The organism is Collinsella sp. LCP21S3_D3 (assembly GCF_052118305.1).
GTDB lineage: Bacteria > Actinomycetota > Coriobacteriia > Coriobacteriales > Coriobacteriaceae > Collinsella.
Map to the genome: position 1 here is coordinate 88,344 of NZ_JBQKHK010000008.1, position 22,920 is coordinate 111,263.

Below are 22,920 nucleotides of genomic sequence, written 5' to 3' on the forward strand. Positions count from 1 at the left end.
GCGTGCCGGGACTCGATGCGCTGCAGGATGTTCCGGCGTTTGGCGATCTGCCGGTCGCCGCGGCTCAGCAGGCAGCATTTGACGATTTTTGCGCCCACGCCGAGGAGCCCGAGCAGATGCAGCTGGGTGCCGTGGTGCGCTTAGATCGCGGGTTTCCGCTGGTGGCGACGGCCGACGATACCTTTCGTGCCGAGCATGCCGTGGGGTTTGCCAAGTCGCGCGGCGAGGACGAGGTGCTGCTGCCGGCTGTGGGCGACCGTGTGGCGGTGCGTCGTGCGCCCGGGCACGACATGGGCGTAATCGAATGCGTCCTGCCGCGACGCACGAGTTTTGAGCGTTGGCGTGGCCGCGCCCGCGGCGAGCGTCAGGTGCTTTGTTCCAACGTGGATAGCGTGCTGATCGTGCAGGCACTTGGCGCCGGCGAGGTGCTGCTCGACCGCGTGGCGCGCTCGCTGGTGTTGGCGCTCGACTGCGATGCCGAGCCGGTGGTGGTGCTTACCAAGGCCGACCGCTGCGAGGCCGCGGAACTCGAGCGCGATCTGGATCGCGTGCGCCGTCTGGTGGGCCCGGACGTGCGCGTGATCGTGACGTCCTCTGCCGAAGGCCGTGGTTTGGATGAGGTGCGCGCCTGCGTGCCGGCGGGAACGTGCGCCATGATCCTGGGTGAGTCGGGGGCTGGAAAGTCGACGCTGCTCAATGCGCTGCTGGGCCACGATGCGCTGGCTACCGGTGGTGTGCGCGAGCGCGACGACCAAGGCCGCCATACCACGGTCGCGCGCGTGATGGTGGCGCTGCCGGGCGACGCCGGCGTCATTGCCGACGCTCCGGGCCTGCGCAGTTTGCCACTCGTTGGTCACGAGCGGGGCCTGGCGCGTGCCTTCCCCGAAATCGTCGAGGCGTCGCGTGCGTGTCGGTTTGGCGACTGCACGCATACCCACGAACCGGGCTGCGCCGTTCGCGAGGCCGCCGATGCCGGGCAGATCGATGGCCTGCGCCTGGAAACGTTCCAAAACTTGGCGTCATCCATGCGTGTGAGTGCCCAAATGCTCGATCCCGATGTCCATCTGTAATTGAATTAATCTATGACAGCCGTCTTCCAACTGTGCGGGAGGCGGCTTTTTTACTGGCGATGCGCCCTTAAATGAGCGTTTTGCCGACGCGCTGACCAAAACCTTGCCGCGGGCTTGACGGGTTGGTCAGCTCTTGGCTGGTAATTGGTTTGACACTTAAAACCAAGATGGTGATCGCGCTGTTTTGTTGTTTGGCCGCTCGGACAATAGTGGTACGGGCATCCCGTCCGCCCAGTGCTGTCTTGAGAGGAGCTGCCGTGAACAAGAGCAAGCGCATCGCCATCAGTCTGGCAGCGGGCGTGCTCGCCGCGGCACTCTGCATGGTTTACGGGTCATCGGTTCGTTCGCGGGCCGAGCAGGCCCAGGCCAAAACCTTGGCCAAATACGGCGGCGATCGCGTCGAAGTTTGCGTTGCCGCACGTGATATCGATGTGGGTGAGACCCTCGACGAGACCAATGTCGTAACCCAAGAGTGGCTCGCGAGCCTGCTGCCGCGCGATGCGGCGACCGAACTGCGCCAGGTGCGTGGCGACGTGACGACCTCGCGTATTCCCAAAAATGCCGTGGTCTGCGATGTCTACACCAAAGCCGAGAGCCATACGCTCGAGGTGCCCAAGGGCAAGGTTGCCGTTTCGGTGGCGGTCGATGCCGAGCATTCGGTGGGCGGAGCCGCAGGCGTGGGCAGCTACGTGGATGTGTACGTGCAAAAAGACGGCGTGACCGATCGGCTGTGCGGCGCGTATGTGATCGATACCAGCGACGAGGCCGGTGCCACGCGCGAAGGCAAGGTCGAGTGGGTGACGCTGGCGGCCGACCCCAAAGACGTCAAGGAATTGCTGGGAGCCTCGGGCAAAGGAACGGTCAGCTTGACGATTCCCGCCACGGCACGCGGCAAAAAGAGCGGAGGCGACGAGTGATGAAGGCGATCTGGCTTGCGTGCTGCGCGTGTGGCGATTACGGACTGCTGCAGCAGGAAGTCGAGGGCCGCGATGCGGGCGCGCAGGTGCTTCGCGTGGGCGACCTAGACGGGTTGGTGTCTATGGCTCGGGCGTTTCCTTCGCGCCGTGGCGCTGCCATTATCGCGGCATCCCTGTTTGATACTAAAGATGTGCGAGAGACCGTCGCGCGCCTGACTGCCGAAGGACGCGTGAGCCGCGTCGTGGTGTTGATAGAGGCGCTCGATCCGTCGGATATCGAGGGGCTGTTTCGCGCGGGGGCGACCGAGGTCATCGCTGCGCACAGCATATGCGGCAGCGGACATGTGGGCGAGGGAGCGGTTGATTCCGATTGGGGCGTGTCGCCTGAGCCCGATGTTTTTGTTGATAGGGAACCCGGGGCGCCTCGCGCTACAAGAGGCCCGCGTGTTGATGACTATGGGAAAGCGGAAGCCGAGCATGTTCGGCGCCCCCCGGGCCCCCTTGCGTGTGATGACGCCGGAGCGTCGGTGCCGTATGGCGAAGACCTCCTGGCCGTAGATATGGGATACGTGCACGGCGTGAGCCTGGCCGATGGACTCGATGAGGTCGAGGGCCTTGTCGCGGGTGATGGCCCGCACGTCGACGTGACAGCGGAATCCCCAGTTCCGCCCCTACAGTTTGAGCAGCCTGCCGTGCCGGCGTGGACGCAGCACTTGGGTGCGGCTGGCGAGACGGGGACGTTGCCGCCCACGTCGTCAGCCCCTGCACCGCTGGCAGACACTGCGTCGACGTTGCATCGAGCTCCGGTCATCTGCGCCGTCTCGGGATCGGGCGGCTGTGGCAAATCGACGATTGTCGCCACGATGGCGCATGCCGCTTCGTTGCTGGGTCTGCGAGCTGCCGTACTCGATTTGGACCTAATGTTTGGAAATCTCTATGACTTGCTGGGCGCCGATGCCCCGCATGACATGGCGACACTTATCGAGCCGTCGGTCGCGGGCGCACTTGCGGAGCAAGACGTGGTCGCTGCATCGATGCGCGTTGCCCCAGGCGTTACGCTTTGGGGGCCTGTCGCAGCGCCCGAGCGCGCCGAGCTCATGGCGCGTCCGGTAGAGCTGCTGCTCGATATCTTGCGTCGTGAGTCCGACGTGGTCCTTATCGATACCTCGGTCTTTTGGGGCGATGCCGTGGCGGCTGCGGTGGCGGCGTGCGACCGTTGCCTTGTCGTGGGTGATGCGGCAGTTTCTTCCGCGACGTCTGCAGCGCGCGTCATTGAGCTGGCGAGCCGTGTGGGCGTGCCGCGCACGCGCATGAGCGCCGTATTCAACCGATTTGGCGCGCGTGGGGCGGACGAGGATGTCGCCATGCGCTTTGAGATTGCCTGTGCGTTGAGCTCCAAGATTCGTATCGCCGATGGCGGGCAGGATCTCGCCGCGCTCATGGCGTTTGGGCGCGCTGACGAGGCAGTGGGGCAGACCAGCGCTTTTGCGACCAGCGTGCGCGAGGCCACGCGTGAGATGCTCGTGGAGCTGGGCTGCGCCGTCGGCCCTTGGAGCGATATGGTCGCCGACCGTGCAACGCGCACCGAACGCCCGCGCATCCGCCTTCCCTGGTCGCGTGAGGGTGATTGCCGATGAGCCTGCAAACGAGAATTAAAGCAGCCGGTGCGGCAGCGGCGACGGCACCTGTCGATGTGGGACGGCGCCGTGCGGTCAAGCGCCGCACCAAGCGGGCCGTGATGGACCGCGTGGGCTACGACGAGGTGGCACGCATCAGTGCCTACGTCGATCCGGTTCTTGCCCGCTCGGAATTGCGTCCTGCGGTGGAGGCGGCACTCAACGTGGAAGAACCGACCGACCTGGCGACGCCCGAGCGTGAGACCATCATCAACGAGATCTTGGATGACGTGGTGGGCTTGGGCCCGCTGCAGCCGCTCATCGAGGACGACACCGTCACCGAGATTATGGTCAACGGTTGCCGCTCGGCTTTCTTTGAGCGCGGCGGGGTCTTATACCCCATCGAGCATGCGTTTGAGGATGACGAGCAGATTCGCGTGCTCATCGACCGCATCATCTCGCCGCTGGGCAGGCGTATCGACGAGCGCAGTCCCATCGTCAACGCCCGCCTCAAGACAGGTTATCGCGTCAACGCGGTGATTCCGCCCGTGGCGATCGATGGGCCGATCCTCACTATCCGCAAGTTCTCGGATCGCATCTGTTCGTTGGACGAGCTTGTGGGCCTGGGGTCGCTGCCGCTTTGGTATGCGCAACTGCTTTCGTGTGCGGTGTCGCTGCGCCAAGATTTGGCGGTTGCGGGCGGTACGGGGTCGGGCAAGACTACGTTGCTCAACGCGCTATCGTGTGAGATATCTACCGGCGAGCGCATCGTGACGATCGAGGATTCCGCCGAGCTCAAGTTCGCGCATCACCCGCATGTGGTTCGCCTGGAGGCGCGCGAGGCTTCAATTGAGGGTGAGGGTGCGGTGACAATCCGCGACCTGGTGACCAACGCCCTGCGTATGCGTCCCGACCGTATTGTGGTGGGTGAGGTACGCGGTGCGGAATGTTGCGACATGCTGCAGGCCATGAACACCGGGCACGATGGGTCGCTCACCACGCTTCATGCGGGCACCGAGCAAGAGACCGTGGTGCGTTTGACGCTGCTTGCGCGCTATGGCATCGATCTGCCGAGCGAGCTTATCGAGGAACAAATCGCTATGGCGCTCGACGGCATCGTGATGTCCGAGCGCCATGCGGACGGCCGGCGTTTTGTGTCCTCCTATTCGGGGGTGCGACGCGGCGCGTCGGGTGGCGTGGAACTCGAGCGCTACGTGACCTTCGATGCCGCCGAGCGCACCTGGACCCTCAACCGCGAGCCGCCGTTTATCGCAGAGGGCTTGCGCTCGGGAACGCTTACGCAGGAGGAGGTGGACGAATGGAGGTCGTTGTGCCCCTCGTCGTAGGGGGCCTTGCCGGGTTTTCGGCCGCGACGGTATGCGGAGTGGAGCCTCATGTGCCGAGGGTGCCGCTGGCGGAGCTGGTGCGCCAGACGCTCGAGACGGCGGCAGAGAAGCTGCCGCGTGAGCTGGTGGAAAACGATCTGCTAAAAAAGATCGCCCGTTCGTGGGCATCGTTGGCTCCCGTGCGCCGCATCGGTCTTGTCGTTGAGGATGATGCTTCACGCTTAGCGTTCCTGCTGCTATCGAGTGGCGTCTGCTGCCTTGTGCTTGCCGTGGTGTCGCTATCGCCCATCGGCTTTGTTTTGGGGGCGGTTGCGCCCTTTGCCGCCGGCGCCGCACGCGACGTCTTTGACCACCGACGCGAGCAGCGCGATGTGGAGGAAGCCATGCCCGAGGCCTTTACGGCACTTTCCATGTCGCTTGCCTCGGGACATTCGCTGGTCCAGGGCATGCGGTTTGTGGGCGCTCACGCGCAAGAGCCGGTGCATACCGAGTTTCTGCGGGTGGCGGCGGCGATCGACTGTGGCATTTCGGCTGCCGATGCGCTCGACGACCTGCTTGTCCGCATCGACGCCCCCGGGCTTTCGCTTGTTACGTTGGCGCTCAAGGTGTCGCAGCGGACCGGTGCCCCGCTTGCCGATCTGCTGTCCGAGGCGTCGAGCATGGTGGGGGAGCGTATTGAGCTCAAGCGCCGCCTGGATGTCAAAACGTCGCAGGCGCGCATGTCGGCGCATATGGTCGCGGCGATGCCGGCGGGTATGTGCGCGGTGCTGGCCCTGCTTTCGGCAGATTTTCGTCGCGGTCTTGTGACGCCTGCCGGTGCGGGCGCTGTGGTGTTGGGTCTTGCTCTCAACGCCGTTGCCCTGGTGGTTATCCGGCGCATTATGCGGGTGGAGCTATGAGCGCCCCGGTTGCAGTTGCGGCTTGCCTGTGCGCCCTGAGTGTATTTGTCGCGACGGGTTTGGATCGGGCGGATGCACGCAAGATCGCAGGGGCCTGCAAGCGCGAGGCGGTGCTAGTCGTTGCTGCGGCCCATTCGGTGATCGATGCCGCTATTGCGTGGGTGAGGGGCGCATTTGGCGTGGACAACTCAGCGCAGGTTTCGCTCGGTGAGGTGTCCGAGATGATTGATGTGGTGCGCCTGGGGCTTTCCGCCGGCCTTTCGTTCGATGCGGCGCTCGAGATCTTTTGCGCCAATCGTCGATCGGCGCTGACTGTTCGGCTTGAACGGGCATGCATGGCGTGGCAGGTGGGCGTGGGAGCGCGCGAGGACGAGTTGTTGGCGGCCGCGCAGGACCTGGACGTGCGGGCGCTCGAGACCTTTGCCATTACGGTGGGTCAAGCGCTCGCCCTGGGTGCCCCGCTTGCCGAGACCCTTGCTGCCCAAAGTCGCGAGATCCGCGCCGCCCATCGTGCCGCGGTCGAGCGCGAGATTGAACGAGCGCCCGTCAAGCTGCTGATTCCCACCGGCACGCTCATCTTGCCGGCACTGCTGTTATCCATATTGGGCCCGCTGCTGGGAGCAGGCGGGATGATGTAGGGAGGAATACATGAACAAAATGGCTGACGTTATGGGTAGGGTTTGGAGTCGGACGCTTTACCGTGCAATGCGTTCCTGTCAACGTGCCAAGGCGCTGGTACAGGAGGAAAGCGCTCAGGGTACCACCGAGTACGCCATCTTGGTCGGCGTGCTCGTGGTAATCGCGATCATTGCCATCGTTGCATTTAAGGGCAACGTCGAAAAGCTATGGAACGCGATCAAAGACGGCATCAACAGCCTGTAGAAGGCGGGCATTCTGTTGGCGTGCTGCTGGTGCTCGCTTGCCTGATTGTGGCGATTGCGGCGACGCTCTGGGGGCTGAATGCCGTGCGACAGCAGCGTTCTGGGGCCGTCGCGGATGGGAGCTCGGGCGCGGTGGCGCCTCCCGATGACAAAGCGCGGGACACGGCCGACAGGGATGCCGCCGTCACGGCACAAACTTTTCTGCGCGCCCTCGACGAACGGGCGGATGCTGCGGCGGGTCCATCTGCGGACAACGCAGTCGCAGCCCGGCTGACATGGGCCGAGGAGCGACCGATGACCGAGGCTGCCGCGGACCTGTTGCGTGTTTATCGCGAGGTGCCCACAGCCCAGCTCGCTCTAAGCGGTTACCTCGACATCAAGGGCAACGTATGGGGCGCCATCGTGCGCGATGGGCGCGGCTGGGTCGACATGGTGACGGTTGCCGCGGATGCCGGTGACGCCTCGTGCCGCTTACGCGCGGTGCGCTTGGTTCCGCAAGCATCGGGGTCAAAGGAGGGATCGTGAAATGCTTGACGTTTTGCGCGAGGAGTCTGCCCAATCAACCGTTGAGTACGCCATCGTCACCATGGCGCTGCTTTCCATCGTGCTGGCGATTGCGGGGCTTTGGCGCGCCGGCACCGACGGACGCTTGGCGGCGTTGGCTGCACGGGCGGCGTCCCATGGCGTCGCCTCGACATCGGTTATCGACGCCGCCGCAGGCGCCAAAGACATCGCGCTCTATTGATATCGCACGCGAGGATTGGGCGCAGTCCACGGTCGAGGCCGCTTTTTTGCTGCCGACGTTTTTGACGCTCATCCTGCTTGCGCTGCAGCCGGTGTGCCTGCTCTATACGCGTGCGGTCATGGAGTCTGCCGCCGCCGAGACGGCGCGGCTCATGACCACGACGACGGCGGAGGACGACGACCTCAAGGAGTTTGCCCGCCGCCGTCTCGCCGCGGTGCCCGATGTCTCGATCTTTCACGCCGGCGGACCGCTGTCGTGGGATATCGAGCTTGGCCGGGCGGACGCAGGGGGCGTTTCGTCTGTATCTATCGCGGGTGATGTAAAGCCGCTGCCCGTGATCGGCGCGTTCGCGCAGGCCATGGGCAATGTGGGGGGAGGAGGGAATGTTGAGTTGAAAGTCGACGTTTCGTATCGATCGCGTTCCGGATGGCTGGAGGGAGACTATGATTCGTGGATTGCCGCGTGGGATTAGGCGTCGCCTGCTGCGAATGATGCGAGGGCTCGTGTGCCGTTGCCGGTCGAATGCCCGCCGCAAGCGGGGCGGCTTCATGGGCCGCTCCGGTATCGACTTGTTTATCGAGGACGGTGCCTACACTACGCTTTCTTCGGCGGTCGTCATACTTGTGGTGCTTACGCTGCTGTTTTCGTCGACGGCGGCGATATGGAGTATGTCGCGTGCCGGGGATACCCAGGTGGCGGCCGATAGCGGTGCTCTGGCGGGTGCCAACGTGATATCGTCCTACCATACAGCGGCCACGGTGGTGGATGCGAGCATTTTGAGCTTGGGCCTGGCGGGGTTTGCCACAATCGGCACCGGCTTGGTTGCCATGCTGGTGCCGGGTGGGAAAATAGCCGCAAGCGATATGGTCGATACCGGGATTGAGATTATTAAAACGCGCAATAGGTTTGCCAAAAGTGCGTCGGAGGGTTTGCAAAAAGTCGAAACGGCTCTGCCATATCTGGTTGCCGCGCGAGCTACGCAGGCTGTTTCGGCGCAGGATACCGATAACGTGACCTATACCGGCACAGCGCTCGCCGTGCCCAGGACATCGGAGTCGGACTTTGTTGCGCTCGAGGGGTCAGAAATCTCGACCGATGCCATCGAGAGCACCTCAAAAGACCTTGACTATGCTGCCAAGGAACTGAAGAAAGCGTCCGAGAAAACGTCAAAGGCCAAGGAACGCGCCTGGCTTGCCGACTGCGGCGGATCGGACAGAGGCGCAGTCGGAAGCTGTTCGTGCATGTGGGAACGCGCGAGGAGCTTGGCGAAGCTTTCGGATATTGAGAATCCGCACTATGCCTCGAGTGTCACATGGGAGCCGCAAGTGGCGCTCGATCGCGCGAAGGCCTATTACCGCCGGCGCCTGGCGAATGAAAGGCCGCTTGGTGGGGGTGTAGAGATGGAGGCGGAGTCTGTCGCGCGCAAAGCGTTTTACGCTTATGCAATCGAAGAACTCGATCACTCGTATATTAAAGATGATGGTGAAAAAATCTTACCCCAGATTCCATTCCTGCCACGCACTCCAGATGAGGTGAAGGGAACCCAGCTCTACACCGATGCCATGTGGCCTACGAGTGATATTGGTGGCAAGACATACCTGCACTATGGGACCGGATGCCCCAACTATAAGAATGGGTCGCCGGGCGGGTTGGCATCCGTCGTCGATTACGATGGCCACGATGTGTGCGAGGAGTGCCAATTTGACGTCGTTGACCTGGGTCGCGCCCTCATGCCTCCATCATTTATCGAAAACGGCTTCGAGTATCACTTTGACGAGTTTAAAAGGGCTCTGGAAGAATACGTCGAATGTCGCAACAAAGAGCTCGAGCTTATGCGTCAGACCGAGGACGAGGCCGATCGCGCGGGTAATGCGTTTGACCAGGCCATCAAGGCGCTTTCGGGCGAGCGGCCGCGTATCGCCCCGCCCGGCCGAAACGGCGTGGTCGCCTTTGCGGTCTCGGGCGATATGACCAGTCCCGGTAAGCTCAACTCTTCATTCAATAAGCCGGTTACGCTCGGCAGTCGCGGTGCAATCTCTGCCGCGGTCTTGGCTCCCGACAACGCGACGGCGCAAAACAACGTGCTCTCGCGGTTTTTCTCGACACTGGAAGAGCGCTCGGGCGGCGTTGCCGGCGTACTCGATGGCGTCATGGATGTTTGGGGACGCCTGCTTGTGGGATACGGAGACATCCAAGGTTCAGCCGACGAACTTATGGACGAGATGATTAAAGACCTAGGAGGGGGCAGCGGCGCGTTGGGCTCCATTGCATCGTGGCTCGGCGATACCGTTTCGGCGTCCGTGGCGGCGCTGGGTTTGGAACCGTGCGACTTGCGCCTGCGAAAGCCGGTGCTGACCGATTCCGCTAACGTCATTAAGAGTCCGGGGTCTGACATTGCCGGTCTCTCTCAAGCGCAAGACAAACTGCGAAGTATTCCGTTGGGCGTGACCGATCCCAAGGCGCTTTGCGAGGCGTTGGAATATCAAGTCGAACGCACCATTAGCGGTACAGTGTTCACACTTGCGGAGATTCCGTTGCCCGGCGGTGGTTCCATCCCGCTTACCGTCGATGTCGCCACGCTGGTTGGCGCTCTGGGCGGTGGGTCGTAATGAGTATCCGCATGCGTCTGCGCGAGGAGCGCGCCCAGGCGACGGTCGAGATGGCAGTGGTCGCTCCCGCTTTGCTGGCGCTTGCGCTCATTGTGTACAACGTCATGGTCTTTGCCGGCGCCGTTGCGCGCTTCGATCGCGTGGTGCCCGATATCGTGCTGGCGCACGCTGTGGCGCCGGAAGGGGAGGGCGACAAGAGCTCTGTCGATGCCTCGGTGCGTGTCCAGTCCGAGATTCAGGCGGCTATGCAGGGCTATAATCTGCAGGTCGAGGTCTCGAGCGAGCAGAGCTCGGCGTCGTCTGACGGCGGCTTGCTCTCTCTGTCCGGGACGTTTAGGACCTATGCCTGCGTCATGTACTATGAGCCGTGGCCTAGATTGCTTAGCATTGCCGGCGTTTCTCTGGGGACGCCGGCGAAGCTGTCGCACGAGCGCGCGGTTACGGTCGATCCGTGGCGACCGGGGGTGGTCATGTGAGCGCCGTCTTGTCTTATATCGCCTACGTGCGTGCGCTCAATAGGCTCGGTTGGTCGCCGGCAGAGTTTATGGTGGCAGAATCGTTTGGCGCACGCTTGCGCGGCATGCTGGGCCGCGTGCCGATTACGGCTGACGGACTGCCGCTCGTCATGGCGTTTCCGTCCTGCTCTTCGGTCCACACCTGTTTTATGGCTTATCCCATCGACATTGCCTTTATTGATTGCAGCGGCAATATCCTTGCACGCTACGAAAATGTCCGCCCCTGGCGCATGTGCTCCTGTCCCGGTGCTTGGGCGGTGCTGGAACGCCTTTCAATCCTTGTATCGCCCACTGTCTTGCAACGAGTGCAGGCTTGAAGGCCCTGAGCGAAAAACTTCTTGCGGCCGGTTGATGTCTCTGACGTGCTGCTTTACAGAACCGAGGCGGTGTCCAAAAACTTTTTTCAAATTCTCGGTTGACCGGAGCGCGTCCTTGGTTATACTAATCAAGCCTTGAAAGAAGGCACACCTCAAATGGCTGGGTAGCTCAGTTGGTAGAGCAGAGGACTGAAAATCCTCGTGTCAGGGGTTCGATTCCCTTCCCCGCCACCTTGAATTGACTAGGACCTCTGCAAAGGGGTCCTTTTCTTTTATGTAGCCCCCGCACGGAATCGAACCCCGCGAGGGCGCGGAGCTGAGGAAACGCGATAGCGTTTGCCAGCGTAGCTCGCAAGGCGCGCAAGCGCCGCAGCGGTCCGTCCGCGCAGCGCGCGGACGCGATTCCCTTCCCCGCCACCTTGAATTGACTAGGACCTCTGCAAAGGGGTCCTTTTCTTTTATGTGGACCCGCGGAAAACGCATCCCAGAATTTCAATCCTGAGCGGGATGCGCTTTCCGCTTTAGGGGCGCTTGGGAAAATGCGACCCGGAATGACGTGAAATTACGGGACATGCTTTCCGGTTGGGCCTGCTGGCGGAAAATGCATTCCATTATTGAGCAAAAAACGGGATGCGCCTTCCGGCGCCTGCCTTCGGCGCGCGTGCACATCTTGGCGTACCATCTCGGGTGTGCCCGCCCAGACATTACTCCTACTTTTGCGCCACTTTGCAGACCGTTCGATCGGCTGTCCGTGTGCGCGGGTATACTCAAAACGATACTTTTCCTATGCAATACGATGCGGGTTCGCCCTGCACGATTCGAAGGGGGCCGTGATGGAGAGGATACTCGGCGTTAATCTCTCTGGCTGGTTTATTCCCGAGCCTTGGGTGACCCCGTCGCTGTACGCGGCGACAGGTGCGTCCAATGCGGCGGAACTGCAAGAAGCCATGGGCACTGCTGCCTATAACGAGCGCATGCGTCGCCATTATGAGACATTCGTAAGCGAAGATGATTTTCGCCGTATGGCGCAGATTGGTCTCAATGCCGTGCGTTTGCCGGTGCCCTGGTATGCCTTTGGCTCGCAGGAGTCCGATGCGTCCTACATTTCGGTTATCGACTACATTGACCGTGCAATTGAGTGGGCTGCCAAGTACGACATTCGCGTGCTGCTCGATCTAGCGACTGTGCCCGGTGGCCAGGGCGATTCCAACGATTCGCCCACCACGCCGGAGGCTGTTGCCGAGTGGCATTCGTCCACCAACGGTCGTCACGTTGCGCTCGACGTGCTGGAGCGTTTGGCCGATCGCTACGGCGAAGCCGAAAGCCTGCTGGGCATTGAGCTGCTGGATACGCCGCAGATGAGTGTCCGCAAGAGTCTCTTTACCATGACGGATGGCATTCCGGCGCACTACCTGCGCAACTTCTATCGCGATGCCTACGAGCTCGTCCGTTCGTATATGCCCGAGGATAAGATCGTCGTCTTCTCGTCGTCGGGACATCCCGGCGAGTGGAAGCATTTTATGCGCGGCGCCAAGTACAAGAACGTCTACATGGACCTTCACCTGTACCATTACCGCGACGAGCATGCGCTCGACATCACGAGCCCCCGCGGGCTGACGACGGCGATTTCGCGTAACAAGCGCGAGCTTAAAGAAGCGATTTCAACTGGGTTCCCCGTGCTGGTGGGCGAATGGTCGGGCGCGGCGATCTTTGCCAACTCGTCGGTTACGCCCGAGGGCCGCAATGCCTACGAGCGCGTGTTTATCGCCAATCAGCTGGCTTCGTTTGCGCCGGCTGCCGGTTGGTTCTTCCAAACGTGGAAGACCGAGAAACGCATCGCAGCATGGGACGCCCGCGCGGCGCTCGGTACGCTCGAGCGCGGCATGATTGAATAGGTTGATATGACGCAAAACAGCGCCCATACGGGCAAACTCTATGTGGTCGGAACACCCATCGGCAACCTGGGCGACCTGTCTCCGCGCGTTGGCGAGGCGTTTGCCGCCGCCGATGCGATCTGCTGCGAGGACACGCGCGTGACCTCAAAGCTACTGATGCACCTGGGCATTTCCAAGCCGCTTGTCCGTTGCGACGAGAATGTGATCGCCAGCCGCGCCACCGGTCTGGTCGACCGCCTGCTGGCGGGTGAGACCCTTGCCTTTGCCTCGGATGCCGGCATGCCGAGCGTGTCCGATCCCGGCCAGGCGCTGGTCGAGGCGGCGCGTGAGGCCGATGTGCCCGTCGAAGTTATTCCCGGGCCCTCTGCTTGCGTCACAGCGCTCGTTTCGTCCGGCATTCCCTGCGAGCATTTTTTCTTCGAGGGCTTTTTGGGCCGAAAGCACGGCGACCGCGTGCGCCGTTTGCAGCGCCTTGCCGTGGTGCCCGGCGCACTCATCTTCTACGAGTCTCCACATCGCATCGTGGCGACGCTCGAGGCCGTGGCGGAGGTCTTTCCCCAGCGTGAGGTTGCCGTCTGCCGCGAACTCACCAAGCTGCACGAGGAGGTCTTGCGCGGGCCCGCCGCCCAGCTTGCCGAGGGGCTGCGTGCCCGTGGCGAAGTAAAGGGCGAGATTGCGCTGGTCATCGCGCCACCGAGTGAAGACGAGGAGGCCGGCATCGTGCCGGTTGGCGCAGCGGCAGCGGATCCCGATGAGGCCCTGCGCGCGGATATCCGCGCCGCGCTCGAGGAGGGGGAGCCCGCCTCTGCGGTGGCCAAGCGCCTGTCTCAGAAGTATTCACGCCGCAAGCGCGATGTCTATGCCATGGTGCTCAATATGCAATAGATGGAGGATATCCAGCCCTTGCGTTAGAATCATCCCCTGTATGCAACGTTTTTCTGGAGGACAAACCCCATGGATCAAAGCAAGCCTTCGTTCTTTATCACGACGCCTATCTACTACGTCAATGCCGATCCGCATCTGGGCACGGCTTATTCCACCATCATCGCCGACGTCCAGGCTCGCTATCGCCGCTCCGCTGGCTATAACGTCAAGTTCCTGACCGGCATGGACGAGCACGGCGAGAAGGTCGCCGAGGCCGCAGCCAAGCATGGCATGACGCCGCAGGAGTGGACCGACAGCCAGGCTCCGCACTTCAAGGAGCTTTGGAGCAAACTCGAGATCTCCAACGACGACTTCATCCGCACCACCGAGCCGCGCCAGCATCATGCGGTGCAGTATCTGTGGGAGCGCATGAAGGAGTCTGGCTACCTGTATAAGGGCAGCTACGACGGTTGGTACTGTGTGCCCGACGAGACTTACTTTACCGACACGCAGGTCCAGAAGGGTGACGAGGAATACGGCAGCGTCGGCCAGCACCTGTGCCCCGACTGTCATCGTCCGCTCGAGCGCGTGCAGGAGGAGTCCTACTTCTTCAAGCTTTCCGCCTTCCAGGACAAGCTACTCAAGCTCTATGACGAGCATCCCGATTTCGTCGAGCCTTCATTCCGCATGAACGAGGTGCGTAGCTTTGTCGAGGGTGGCCTCAACGACCTTTCCGTGAGCCGTACGAGCTTTGACTGGGGCATCCAGGTTCCGTTCGATGAGGGCCATGTGACCTATGTGTGGTTCGACGCGCTGCTCAACTACATGACGGCTGTCGGCTACGGTGTCGACACCGACGAGGCCCGTGCCGAGCTGGCCTATCGCTGGCCTGCGCAGTTCCACATTGTGGGCAAGGACATCATTCGCTTCCACTGCGTCATTTGGCCCGCTATGCTCATGGCCATTGGCGAGGCTCTGCCCGAGCACGTCTTTGCCCACGGCTTCCTGACCGTGCGCAATGCCGAGACTGGCAAGGCCGAGAAGATGTCCAAGAGCCGTGGCAACGCCATTGCCCCGCAGGATGTTATCGACATGCTGGGCGTCGAGGGTTATCGCTACTACTTTATGACCGACGTGGTCCCCGGCACCGACGGCGCTATCAGCTTCGATCGCATGGAGCAGGTCTACAACGCCGATCTCGCTAACAGCTGGGGCAACCTCATCTCGCGTTCGCTCAACATGAGCGGTAAGTACTTTGATGGTTGCGCGCCTGCCAAGCCCGCATCGTTCGATGCGTTCGATAACCCGCTGGCAAAGATCGCCGATGGCCTGGCCGAGCGCTACATGGCCAAGATGGACGTGCTCGATTACGGTGGAGCCAAAGACGAGGTTATGGAGCTCATCCACGCCGCCAACCACTACATCGAGGACTCCGAGCCCTGGGCACTTGCCAAGGACGAGGCCAAGGCCGACGAGCTGGCGTTTGTGATCTACAACCTGCTCGAGGCCATCCGCATTGCCGCTCACCTGCTGATGCCGCTCATGCCCCAGACTTCTACCGAGGCCCTGCGCCGCCTGTCGTGCGAGGACGAGGCCGCGAGCGACGACCTCAAGGGCATTTGCGCTTGGGGTCTGCTTGCCGGTGGTCAGCCCGTCGAGAAGGGTGAGCCGCTGTTCCCGCGTCTGGGTTAAGACGCCGCGCGCCATATCGGCAATCTGCTGTTTAGGTGTAAGGGCATGGCCGCAACGGTCCATGCCCTTTTGTTTCAAGACGCCGCCACCATGCTAAGGAGGCAACTATGACAACTTCGCCTTTGGCAAACCCCACGGCAACAAGGGAGCTGCTGGAGGAGTTTGGCCTTGCGACCAAGCATCGCCTGGGCCAGAACTTCCTGATCGACAACCATGTGATCGAGCGTATTTGCGAGCTTTCCGAACTTGCGGGCGATGAGCGCGTGCTCGAGGTTGGTCCGGGCGTTGGAACGCTCACGCTTGCGCTGCTTCAGGAGGCGGCGTGCGTCACGTCGATTGAGGCCGATCCCGAGCTCGAGCCGGTGCTCGATGCCCATGCCACCGACTATGCCAACTTCCGCTTTATCATGGGCGACGCGCTCAAGGTGTGCCCGGAGCAGATTGAGCAGGCCGCGGGCGGTGAGCCGACGGTATTTGTCGCGAACTTGCCCTATAACGTGGCAGCGACGATCATTCTGCAGTTCTTCCAGACGATGCCCGCGCTCAAGCGCGCCGTCGTCATGGTTCAAAAGGAGGTTGCCGATCGCATTGTCGCAACGCCGGGCAACAAGACCTACGGCGGCTATACGGCAAAGCTCGGCCTGTATGCGCAGGTGACGGGTCGCTTTGAGGTGCCGCCGCGCTGCTTTATGCCGGCGCCGCATGTGGATTCGGCCGTCGTGCGCATCGACCGTGTTGACGGCGTAGCACCCGAGGGGCTTGATTGCGAGTTTGTGGCCCGCGTGATTGACGCTGCGTTTGCTCAGCGTCGCAAGACCATTCGCAATTCCATGAGCGCCAACGGCTTTGCCAAGGACGTGCTCGATGCCGCCTTTGAGGCTTGCGGCATCGCGCCCACCACACGCGCCGAGACGCTTGGCGTTGCCGATTTTGTCCGTCTGGCTCAGGAGCTAATCCATGATGCCTAATGACGAGCGCGTGACGTTTACCAAGAAAAAGAAGACGGTTGCTTGCCCCGTGCCCTTGGCGCCGCTTGCCGATACGCACGCGCACTTGCTCTCGTTTTGGGGCAAGGAAGTACCCGAGACGCTTGTGCGCGCCAAGGCTGTAGGCGTCGACCTGTTGGTGACGATTTTTGATCCCATTGCCGACAAACGCAGCGTGACGGACTATAGCGACTGGCTGGTGTGCGAGATTTTGCCGATGCGGGATATTCCGCAGATAAAGTATCTCGCCGGTGTGCACCCCTATGGCGCGCCGGACTATACCGATGACATTCATGCACAGGTCGTTGCTGCGCTTGATGATCCCTTATGCGTCGGTATCGGCGAGATAGGTCTGGACTACCACATGGATTACGACGACGACATCGCGCCGGCGCCCCACAGCGTGCAGATCGACTGTATGGCGCGCCAACTCGAGGTTGCCGTACGCCGCAATGTGCCGGTAGAGCTGCATCTGCGTCATGAGGACACGGACGAGGAGCGCTCCTCGCATGTGGATGCGTACAACGTGTTGCGCGAGGTCGGCGTGCCCCAGGCCGGTTGCGTACTGCACTGCTTTGGCGAGGATCGCGCCACGATGGAGCGCTTTGTGGGTTTGGGCTGCTATATCGCCTATGGCGGCGCGGCCACCTTTAAGCGCAACAATGATGTGCGCGAGGCATTCGCGGCGACCCCGCTCGACCGTATTTTGTTCGAGACGGATTGTCCCTATATGGCGCCGGAGCCCATTCGCGGTCTTGAGTGCGAGCCTGCAATGATTTCCATCACAGCAAACGCGCTGGTTAACGACCGTGTCGATCGTACTGGAGAGAAAGCAGAGGCAATTGCGCAAGCTGCGTGGGACAATGCCCGCAAACTTTTTCAAAAATAGTTCTTGCGTTCACGGTGGCGCTCCGTTATTCTAATTCCTGCACGCGGGCGTGGCGGAATTGGCAGACGCGTACGGTTCAGGTCCGTATGGGGGCAACCCCATGAAGGTTCAAGTCCTTTCGCCCGCACCATTGATTGAAAGAGCTCCCAGCAATGGGAGCTTTTTTGTTATGGGCCCATCGCAGGGACTTGAACCTGCGAAGGAGCGAGCGTCAAGAAAACGCGGAGCGTTTTTAGCGAGCTGGCGAGTCCGCCGGCAGGCGGGCGAAGCCGGTGCGGATCCGCGCAGCGGATACGCGGACGTCCTTTCGCCCGCACCATTGATTGAAAGAGCTCCCAGCAATGGGAGCTTTTTTGTTATGGGCTTCCTGATGGTGTCACATGGCTGCTTTGTGCGGGTATCCTAGTGCCAACGTGTGCCCATCGGAGGAGAGACCATGCTGTTATCCGGTATTATCGCTGCCCTTACGAGCCTTCTACTTCCCATCATCATTTTGTTGCTACTGCTTCCCAACGCCTGCTATGTCGTTGAACAGCAGCATGCTGTGATCATCGAGCGCCTGGGCAAGTTTAACCGCATCGTCAACGCGGGTTTCCACATGAAGGTGCCCGTGATCGACCGCAAGGCCGCCACGGTGAGTCTGCGCACCATGAAAAACGGTTTTGGGATCGACGTTAAGACCCAGGACAACGTGACTATCGGCCTTGAGGTCTCTGCTCAGTACCACGTGAGCTATGACATGGGAGCCGGCCCGGCAGATTCGGGCATCTACAAGAGCTACTACATGCTGCAGGAGCCCGTCGACCAGATGCGCGACTTCATTACCGATGCCCTGCGCTCTTCCATCCCTGTCTATACCCTTGATGAGGTCTTTGCCAAGAAGGATGACATTGCCAAGGACGTCAACGCCACCGTATCCGAGCAGATGGCCGCCTACGGCTTTACCCTCGTGTCGACGCTCATCACCAAGATCGCGCTGCCGACCGAGGTCGAGAACTCTATGAATGACATCAACGCCGCCCAGCGTAAGCGCGCTGCTGCGCAGGAGCTCGCTGAGGCCGACCGCATCAAGCGCGTTACCGAGGCGACCGCCGAAGCCGAGGCAATGGAAAAGGCTGGCGAAGGCATCGCCAACCAGCGCAAGGCCATCGCGCTGGGTATCAAGGATTCGCTCGAGATTATCCAGGAGACGGGCGTCGGCAACGATGAGGCCAACCAGCTGTTCATGTTTACGCAATGGTCCGAGATGATGACGGAGTTCGCTCGCACGGGTAAAACATCGACGGTCGTGCTGCCGAGCGACTTTTCGCAGTCGGCCTCTATGTTCGAGCAGATGCTGACCGCCGGCAAAGTTCAAAACGATTCGAAGGAGTAGGCGCGCGTGAAGTGCACCGTTGTATGCGTCGGTAAGCTCAAAGAGCGTTTTTGGAAGGATGCCTGCGCCGAGTACACCAAGCGCCTGGGCGCCTATGCCAAGGTGGATATGCGCGAGGTGGCCGATATCGACCCGGCCAAGGCGGGCGGCGTGGATGCCGCGCGCGACAAGGAGGGAGCGGCGATTCTTGCAGCCCTGCCGCCCCGAGCGCATGTGATCCTGCTGGCCATTGAGGGCAAAGAGCGCTCGAGTGAGGAACTCTCGGCGCGGCTCGATGATCTTATGTTGCGAGGCAACAGCGACATCGCCTTTGTGATTGGCGGATCGGACGGCGTGAGCGACGATGTTCGCTCACGAGCTGACGAAATGCTCAGCTTTGGACGCATTACCTTGCCGCATAACTTGGCGCGCGTGGTGCTGCTGGAGCAGGTCTACCGCGCCTGCAAGATTAGCCGTGGTGAGCCGTATCACAAATAGGTCGGCAACACGAAACAATGCCGTGGGACAATAGCTCTCGATTTGAAGAACCTGTCTGAGAGGACTATGAGATATGAAGATTGGATTTGTCGGTTTTGGCAATATGGCGAGCGCTATGGCCGATGGCTGGATTGCCGCCGGTGTGGCTGCGAGCGACATGTGTGCCTGCGCGGGCCGTTACGATGCCCTGGTTGAGCGCTGTGGGGCGCGTGGGATACTTGCCTGTCGTGATGCGGCGGAGGTTGTCGCTGTATCCGATATCGTGGTTGCTGCGGTCAAGCCGTACATGATCGAGAAGGTCTTCGCTCCGCTCAAGGATACTCTTGCCGATAAGGTCGTCCTTTCGGTCGCCTGGACTTGGGACAGTGCCAAGTGGGAGCAGGTCCTGCCGGGTGTCGCGCACATCTCGACGGTCCCCAATACACCGGTTTCGGTGGGCGAGGGCGTCATCGCCTGCGAGAAGTCCTCTACGCTCAACGGCGAGCAGCGTGCCGTGGTGCTCGACCTGCTCGGAAAGCTTGGCACTGTCGTTGAGCTCGATACGAGCTTGCTGTTTGTGGGCGGTACCGTGGGCGGTTGTGCCCCGGCATTTGTTGCCATGGCGATTGAGGCCCTGGGCGACGCGGCCGTCAAGCACGGCATTCCGCGCGCCGACGCCTATCGCATTGTGAGCCAGATGGTTCTGGGTACGGCGAAACTGCAGCTTGCAACTGGTCAGCATCCTGCGGCGATGAAGGATGCCGTGTGCTCGCCCGGCGGCGCAACCATCAAGGGCGTCGTCGCGCTCGAGGACGCCGGCATGCGCAGCGCCCTGGTCAAGGCCATCGACGCCACCCTTCAGTAAACCTGCCATTTAGGGACAGGTTTATTTTGGCAGGTTTTTCCTGCGGTTTTATCTCTATAGCGAAAAGCGCCCCGCAACCGGGTTGATACCGGTTGCGGGGCGCTTGCGTTTGCCCAGATAAAACCGACCAAAATAAACCTGTCCCTAAATGGCAGGTTAGTCCCAGAAGCTGTCTTGATCTTCTTCGGATTTGGGCCCGCGGTCGACGTAGAGCTTATGGGTGCGCTTCTCCATTACAAAGGCAAGAATCGCAAACAGCAGGATGCCGCCGGCGAAAAGGATGGCAAAACCGGTGCGGGTGCCAAACAAAAAGGAAAAAACTGCGTCCATTGGGTGCCTTCTTGCGTAGTTGAGTTGGGTCGTAAACGCTCATAAGTATATACTTGCCCATACATGTACAAGGTTGCAACCTAAATGGAATGTATATCGCCGGAGGATCTAATGCTTGATATCAAGTTTGTACGCGAGAACCCCGATGCCATCGATACCGCCATGGCTAACCGCCAGACGTCTTGGGATCGCGAGAAGTTCTTTGAGCTCGACGATGAGCGTCGTGCCGTCATCACCGAGGTCGAGGAGCTCCAGGCCACGCGTAATGCCGAGTCCAAGAAGATCGGCGCCCTGATGAAGGAGGGCAAGAAGGACGAGGCCGAGGCCGCCAAGGAGGCCGTGCGCGCCGTCAACGAGAAGATCGACGGTCTGGCCGAGCGCCGCACCGCTCTCGAGCAGGAGCAGTACGACTTTATGGCTCACCTGCCCAACATCCCCTGCGAGGCCACCCCGTACGGCAAGGACGAGGACGAGAACATCGAGCGCCGTCGTTGGGGCACCCCACGCGTGTTCGACTTCGACTTTAAACCGCACTGGGATCTGGGCACCGACCTCGACATCCTCGACTTCGAGCGCGGCAACAAGCTCTCCGGTAGCCGCTTCACCGTTCTCGGTGGCGCCGGCGCCCGTCTGGAGCGCGCCCTCATCAACTTCTTCCTCGATACGCACACCAGCCGTGGTTTTAAGGAGTGGTGGCCGCCCATCGTCGTCAAGCGTCAGACCATGTTTGGCACGGGCCAGCTGCCCAAGTTCGAGGACGACGCCTATCATGTCTCGGGCGATAACTTCCTGATCCCCACCGCCGAGGTCGTGCTTACCAACCTGCACGCCGGCGAGGTTCTCGATGCCGACACCCTGCCGCGCCGCTACACCGCCTTCACCCCCTGCTTCCGCGAGGAGGCCGGCTCTGCTGGTCGCGACACCCGCGGCATCATCCGCCAGCACGAGTTCGACAAGGTCGAGATGGTCAAGTTTGCCAAGCCGGAGGAGTCCGACGAGGAGCTCGAGAGCATGACCGCCGAGGCCGAGTTCCTGCTTCAGCAGCTGGGTCTTCCGTATCGCGTGATTAGCCTGTGCACCGGCGACCTGGGCTTCTCTGCCCGTCAGACCTACGACATCGAGGTCTGGCTGCCGAGCTACAACGCCTACAAGGAGATTAGCTCCTGCTCCAACTGCGGCGACTTCCAGGCCCGCCGCGCCAACATCAAGTATCGCGATCCCGAGAACTTCAAGGGCTCGCGCTACCTGCACACCCTTAACGGTTCCGGTCTACCGGCTGGCCGCACCATGGCCGCCATTCTGGAGAACTACCAGAACGCCGACGGCGCCATTACGATCCCCGAGGTTCTGCGTCCTTACATGGGCGGCCTCGAGAAGATCGAGCCGGTCGCGTAGGTTTGCTGCATAAGCGATTTGCGGGGGCGCCCCTATCCGGGGCGCCTTTTTTGTGCGCGGAGCCTTACCATGTCGCGCGGACAGCTCAATAGAAAACACACGAACAAATGTTCTGTATACGATCGTCTACCTGCTATGCTTTTACTAGATACGAGCGAGAGAAGGGGGATGTGATGGACCTGTTTGATGAGCGGGTAGTTTTGTTTGAGAGCGATGAAGGTGGGGAGCACCTGCTAGTTACGTGTGAGCCATCGGGTATGGGTGGCTTGGTGGTGCGGCAAACGAGCGAGGGTCCGTTGACCCAATGGTGCTTTGAGGAGTCGCCGCATGTAGCCGAGACCTTTGTGACGCACGAAGGGCTTGCAACACTCGAACGGTTCTATGGAGTCGGGACTTCTAACCAGGTGGCACGCATGCTGAGTATCTCGTTTGCCGAGTATGATTGCGCCCAGCGGGTGCGCTCGCTATTGAGGGATCTCGGTGTTGGGTTCGATGTGGTTGAAAAGCCGATCGATCGTATGGGAAACGGTGATACATGCGGAGCTGCATGAGGAAAATGGTCTAGAAAAAAATCAAGATTGTGCTTGACTCCAATTAACTAAAATGGTTTCATATGTCTTGCGCTGCGGCGTTACCTCAGCTGGATAGAGGGTCTGACTACGAATCAGAACGTCATAGGTTCGAATCCTATACGCCGCACCAATCGAACTTGAAGCCTCCGGCAACGGGGGCTTTTCTTTTTTGGAAGCCATGCATGGATTCGAACCTCGGTCGAGGCGCGAGCGTAAAGAAAACGCGGAGCGTTTTTAGCGAGCGGGCGAGCGCGCCGGCAGGCGGGCGAAGCCGGTGCGGATCCGCGAAGCGGATGCGCGGAATCCTATACGCCGCACCAATTGACTTTAAAGCTCCCGGCAACGGGGCTTTTCTTTTTTGGAAGCCATGCATGGATTCGAACCTCGGTCGAGGCGCAAGCAGCATAATCACCACATCGTAAAATTTTTTCAAATTGTCGCTTGACCCGTCGGGGCCTCGCGTGCATAATAATCCGTGCGTTGCGGCGTTACCTCAGCTGGATAGAGGGTCTGACTACGAATCAGAACGTCATAGGTTCGAATCCTATACGCCGCACCAATTGACTTTAAAGCTCCCGGCAACGGGGGCTTTTCTTTTTTGGAAGCCATGCATGGATTCGAACCTCGGTCGAGGCGCGAGCGTAAAGAAAACGCGGAGCGTTTTTAGCGAGCGGGCGAGCGCGCCG

25 protein-coding genes and 4 tRNA genes are annotated in these 22,920 nt (G+C 61.0%); 27 read left to right on the plus strand and 2 right to left on the minus strand.

The window, feature by feature from the left end; genetic code table 11:
* Positions 1–116: 116 nt before the first annotated feature.
* Positions 117–1,070, plus strand: coding sequence for a ribosome small subunit-dependent GTPase A (gene rsgA / locus ACTQ1S_RS05445; protein ID WP_427795936.1), 954 nt, complete (start codon positions 117–119; stop codon positions 1,068–1,070).
* 67 nt (positions 1,071–1,137) lie between these two features.
* On the opposite strand, the gene ACTQ1S_RS05450 is transcribed toward rsgA, so the two are convergent.
* Positions 1,138–1,341, minus strand: a complete 204-nt coding sequence (locus ACTQ1S_RS05450) for a hypothetical protein (protein ID WP_441547248.1) — start codon at positions 1,339–1,341, stop codon at positions 1,138–1,140.
* Between ACTQ1S_RS05450 and cpaB the strand changes: the two genes are divergently transcribed.
* From cpaB to proC, 22 genes are all read left to right on the plus strand, one after another.
* Positions 1,328–1,987 carry a Flp pilus assembly protein CpaB gene (gene cpaB, locus ACTQ1S_RS05455; RefSeq protein WP_370450646.1) on the plus strand — a complete coding sequence of 220 codons (660 nt, stop codon included), beginning with the start codon at positions 1,328–1,330 and terminating at the stop codon, positions 1,985–1,987. The genes ACTQ1S_RS05450 and cpaB overlap by 14 nt on opposite strands.
* Positions 1,987–3,624: an AAA family ATPase gene (locus tag ACTQ1S_RS05460; RefSeq protein ID WP_441547249.1), complete on the plus strand. Its 1,638-nt coding sequence runs from the start codon at positions 1,987–1,989 to the stop codon at positions 3,622–3,624. Before cpaB ends, ACTQ1S_RS05460 begins: the two co-directional genes overlap by 1 nt.
* Entirely contained in the window at positions 3,621–4,949 is a 1,329-nt protein-coding gene (locus tag ACTQ1S_RS05465; RefSeq protein ID WP_427728424.1) for a CpaF family protein, read from the plus strand. Before ACTQ1S_RS05460 ends, ACTQ1S_RS05465 begins: the two co-directional genes overlap by 4 nt.
* Entirely contained in the window at positions 4,922–5,848 is a 927-nt protein-coding gene (locus ACTQ1S_RS05470; RefSeq protein ID WP_441547250.1) for a type II secretion system F family protein, read from the plus strand. The genes ACTQ1S_RS05465 and ACTQ1S_RS05470 overlap by 28 nt, the downstream gene beginning before the upstream one ends.
* Positions 5,845–6,486: a type II secretion system F family protein gene (locus tag ACTQ1S_RS05475; protein WP_441547251.1), complete on the plus strand. Its 642-nt coding sequence runs from the start codon at positions 5,845–5,847 to the stop codon at positions 6,484–6,486. The genes ACTQ1S_RS05470 and ACTQ1S_RS05475 overlap by 4 nt, the downstream gene beginning before the upstream one ends.
* Before the next feature lie 10 nt (positions 6,487–6,496).
* Positions 6,497–6,730: a hypothetical protein gene (locus ACTQ1S_RS05480; protein ID WP_427719148.1), complete on the plus strand. Its 234-nt coding sequence runs from the start codon at positions 6,497–6,499 to the stop codon at positions 6,728–6,730.
* A 293-nt stretch (positions 6,731–7,023) separates the two neighbouring features.
* Positions 7,024–7,254 (plus strand): hypothetical protein, encoded by a 231-nt coding sequence (locus tag ACTQ1S_RS05485; RefSeq protein ID WP_154517646.1) that lies wholly within the window; start codon positions 7,024–7,026, stop codon positions 7,252–7,254.
* 1 nt (position 7,255) lies between these two features.
* Positions 7,256–7,474: a hypothetical protein gene (locus tag ACTQ1S_RS05490; RefSeq protein WP_154517649.1), complete on the plus strand. Its 219-nt coding sequence runs from the start codon at positions 7,256–7,258 to the stop codon at positions 7,472–7,474.
* Positions 7,410–7,946: a TadE/TadG family type IV pilus assembly protein gene (locus ACTQ1S_RS05495; protein WP_441547252.1), complete on the plus strand. Its 537-nt coding sequence runs from the start codon at positions 7,410–7,412 to the stop codon at positions 7,944–7,946. Before ACTQ1S_RS05490 ends, ACTQ1S_RS05495 begins: the two co-directional genes overlap by 65 nt.
* Entirely contained in the window at positions 7,918–10,083 is a 2,166-nt protein-coding gene (locus ACTQ1S_RS05500) for a hypothetical protein (RefSeq protein WP_441547253.1), read from the plus strand. Before ACTQ1S_RS05495 ends, ACTQ1S_RS05500 begins: the two co-directional genes overlap by 29 nt.
* Positions 10,083–10,559, plus strand: a complete 477-nt coding sequence (locus tag ACTQ1S_RS05505; RefSeq protein ID WP_441547254.1) for a hypothetical protein — start codon at positions 10,083–10,085, stop codon at positions 10,557–10,559. Before ACTQ1S_RS05500 ends, ACTQ1S_RS05505 begins: the two co-directional genes overlap by 1 nt.
* Positions 10,556–10,915, plus strand: coding sequence for a DUF192 domain-containing protein (locus ACTQ1S_RS05510; RefSeq protein WP_441547255.1), 360 nt, complete (start codon positions 10,556–10,558; stop codon positions 10,913–10,915). Before ACTQ1S_RS05505 ends, ACTQ1S_RS05510 begins: the two co-directional genes overlap by 4 nt.
* Positions 10,916–11,073: 158 nt before the next feature.
* A tRNA-Phe gene (locus ACTQ1S_RS05515) sits at positions 11,074–11,146 on the plus strand.
* 602 nt (positions 11,147–11,748) lie between these two features.
* Complete coding sequence (locus ACTQ1S_RS05520; RefSeq protein ID WP_427728410.1) at positions 11,749–12,810, plus strand: glycoside hydrolase family 5 protein; 1,062 nt, start codon at positions 11,749–11,751, stop codon at positions 12,808–12,810.
* Between the two features lie 6 nt (positions 12,811–12,816).
* Positions 12,817–13,695 (plus strand): 16S rRNA (cytidine(1402)-2'-O)-methyltransferase, encoded by an 879-nt coding sequence (gene rsmI, locus ACTQ1S_RS05525; protein ID WP_441064127.1) that lies wholly within the window; start codon positions 12,817–12,819, stop codon positions 13,693–13,695.
* 69 nt (positions 13,696–13,764) lie between these two features.
* Positions 13,765–15,366 (plus strand): methionine--tRNA ligase, encoded by a 1,602-nt coding sequence (metG, locus tag ACTQ1S_RS05530; RefSeq protein WP_441064126.1) that lies wholly within the window; start codon positions 13,765–13,767, stop codon positions 15,364–15,366.
* Positions 15,367–15,473: 107 nt separating this feature from the next.
* A complete protein-coding gene (gene rsmA, locus ACTQ1S_RS05535; protein WP_441064124.1) occupies positions 15,474–16,334 on the plus strand; it encodes a 16S rRNA (adenine(1518)-N(6)/adenine(1519)-N(6))-dimethyltransferase RsmA in 861 nt (286 codons plus the stop codon).
* Positions 16,324–17,241, plus strand: coding sequence for a TatD family hydrolase (locus ACTQ1S_RS05540; protein WP_441064122.1), 918 nt, complete (start codon positions 16,324–16,326; stop codon positions 17,239–17,241). Before rsmA ends, ACTQ1S_RS05540 begins: the two co-directional genes overlap by 11 nt.
* Positions 17,242–17,284: 43 nt before the next feature.
* Positions 17,285–17,371, plus strand: a tRNA-Leu gene (locus tag ACTQ1S_RS05545).
* A 306-nt stretch (positions 17,372–17,677) separates the two neighbouring features.
* Positions 17,678–18,616 carry an SPFH domain-containing protein gene (locus ACTQ1S_RS05550; protein WP_117848150.1) on the plus strand — a complete coding sequence of 313 codons (939 nt, stop codon included), beginning with the start codon at positions 17,678–17,680 and terminating at the stop codon, positions 18,614–18,616.
* Between the two features lie 6 nt (positions 18,617–18,622).
* Positions 18,623–19,093, plus strand: a complete 471-nt coding sequence (rlmH, locus tag ACTQ1S_RS05555) for a 23S rRNA (pseudouridine(1915)-N(3))-methyltransferase RlmH (RefSeq protein ID WP_370450649.1) — start codon at positions 18,623–18,625, stop codon at positions 19,091–19,093.
* A gap of 73 nt (positions 19,094–19,166) precedes the next feature.
* Positions 19,167–19,937, plus strand: a complete 771-nt coding sequence (gene proC, locus ACTQ1S_RS05560; protein WP_441064120.1) for a pyrroline-5-carboxylate reductase — start codon at positions 19,167–19,169, stop codon at positions 19,935–19,937.
* A gap of 156 nt (positions 19,938–20,093) precedes the next feature.
* On the opposite strand, the gene ACTQ1S_RS05565 is transcribed toward proC, so the two are convergent.
* Positions 20,094–20,267, minus strand: coding sequence for a DUF6724 family protein (locus ACTQ1S_RS05565; protein WP_195838594.1), 174 nt, complete (start codon positions 20,265–20,267; stop codon positions 20,094–20,096).
* Between the two features lie 111 nt (positions 20,268–20,378).
* On the opposite strand from ACTQ1S_RS05565, the gene serS reads away from it, so the two are divergent.
* From serS to ACTQ1S_RS05585, 4 genes are all read left to right on the plus strand, one after another.
* Positions 20,379–21,662, plus strand: a complete 1,284-nt coding sequence (gene serS / locus ACTQ1S_RS05570) for a serine--tRNA ligase (RefSeq protein WP_441547256.1) — start codon at positions 20,379–20,381, stop codon at positions 21,660–21,662.
* Between the two features lie 173 nt (positions 21,663–21,835).
* The gene (locus ACTQ1S_RS05575) at positions 21,836–22,213 is read left to right on the plus strand and encodes a hypothetical protein (protein ID WP_441064119.1); all 378 of its coding nucleotides are present in this window, start codon (positions 21,836–21,838) and stop codon (positions 22,211–22,213) included.
* Between the two features lie 74 nt (positions 22,214–22,287).
* Positions 22,288–22,364, plus strand: a tRNA-Arg gene (locus ACTQ1S_RS05580).
* Positions 22,365–22,716: 352 nt separating this feature from the next.
* Positions 22,717–22,793: transfer RNA gene (locus ACTQ1S_RS05585), tRNA-Arg, on the plus strand.
* Positions 22,794–22,920: the final 127 nt, after the last annotated feature.

Coding starts and splice junctions, on each gene's coding strand:
- rsgA (WP_427795936.1), top strand. CDS start 117: ATGCAGCTGGGTGCCGTGGTGCGCTTAGATCGCGGGTTTCCGCTGGTG.
- ACTQ1S_RS05460 (WP_441547249.1), top strand. CDS start 1,987: ATGAAGGCGATCTGGCTTGCGTGCTGCGCGTGTGGCGATTACGGACTG.
- ACTQ1S_RS05465 (WP_427728424.1), top strand. CDS start 3,621: ATGAGCCTGCAAACGAGAATTAAAGCAGCCGGTGCGGCAGCGGCGACG.
- ACTQ1S_RS05470 (WP_441547250.1), top strand. CDS start 4,922: ATGGAGGTCGTTGTGCCCCTCGTCGTAGGGGGCCTTGCCGGGTTTTCG.
- ACTQ1S_RS05475 (WP_441547251.1), top strand. CDS start 5,845: ATGAGCGCCCCGGTTGCAGTTGCGGCTTGCCTGTGCGCCCTGAGTGTA.
- ACTQ1S_RS05480 (WP_427719148.1), top strand. CDS start 6,497: ATGAACAAAATGGCTGACGTTATGGGTAGGGTTTGGAGTCGGACGCTT.
- ACTQ1S_RS05485 (WP_154517646.1), top strand. CDS start 7,024: ATGACCGAGGCTGCCGCGGACCTGTTGCGTGTTTATCGCGAGGTGCCC.
- ACTQ1S_RS05490 (WP_154517649.1), top strand. CDS start 7,256: ATGCTTGACGTTTTGCGCGAGGAGTCTGCCCAATCAACCGTTGAGTAC.
- ACTQ1S_RS05495 (WP_441547252.1), top strand. CDS start 7,410: ATGGCGTCGCCTCGACATCGGTTATCGACGCCGCCGCAGGCGCCAAAG.
- ACTQ1S_RS05500 (WP_441547253.1), top strand. CDS start 7,918: ATGATTCGTGGATTGCCGCGTGGGATTAGGCGTCGCCTGCTGCGAATG.
- ACTQ1S_RS05505 (WP_441547254.1), top strand. CDS start 10,083: ATGAGTATCCGCATGCGTCTGCGCGAGGAGCGCGCCCAGGCGACGGTC.
- ACTQ1S_RS05520 (WP_427728410.1), top strand. CDS start 11,749: ATGGAGAGGATACTCGGCGTTAATCTCTCTGGCTGGTTTATTCCCGAG.
- rsmI (WP_441064127.1), top strand. CDS start 12,817: ATGACGCAAAACAGCGCCCATACGGGCAAACTCTATGTGGTCGGAACA.
- metG (WP_441064126.1), top strand. CDS start 13,765: ATGGATCAAAGCAAGCCTTCGTTCTTTATCACGACGCCTATCTACTAC.
- rsmA (WP_441064124.1), top strand. CDS start 15,474: ATGACAACTTCGCCTTTGGCAAACCCCACGGCAACAAGGGAGCTGCTG.
- ACTQ1S_RS05540 (WP_441064122.1), top strand. CDS start 16,324: ATGATGCCTAATGACGAGCGCGTGACGTTTACCAAGAAAAAGAAGACG.
- ACTQ1S_RS05550 (WP_117848150.1), top strand. CDS start 17,678: ATGCTGTTATCCGGTATTATCGCTGCCCTTACGAGCCTTCTACTTCCC.
- proC (WP_441064120.1), top strand. CDS start 19,167: ATGAAGATTGGATTTGTCGGTTTTGGCAATATGGCGAGCGCTATGGCC.
- ACTQ1S_RS05565 (WP_195838594.1), bottom strand. CDS start 20,267: ATGGACGCAGTTTTTTCCTTTTTGTTTGGCACCCGCACCGGTTTTGCC.
- serS (WP_441547256.1), top strand. CDS start 20,379: ATGCTTGATATCAAGTTTGTACGCGAGAACCCCGATGCCATCGATACC.
- ACTQ1S_RS05575 (WP_441064119.1), top strand. CDS start 21,836: ATGGACCTGTTTGATGAGCGGGTAGTTTTGTTTGAGAGCGATGAAGGT.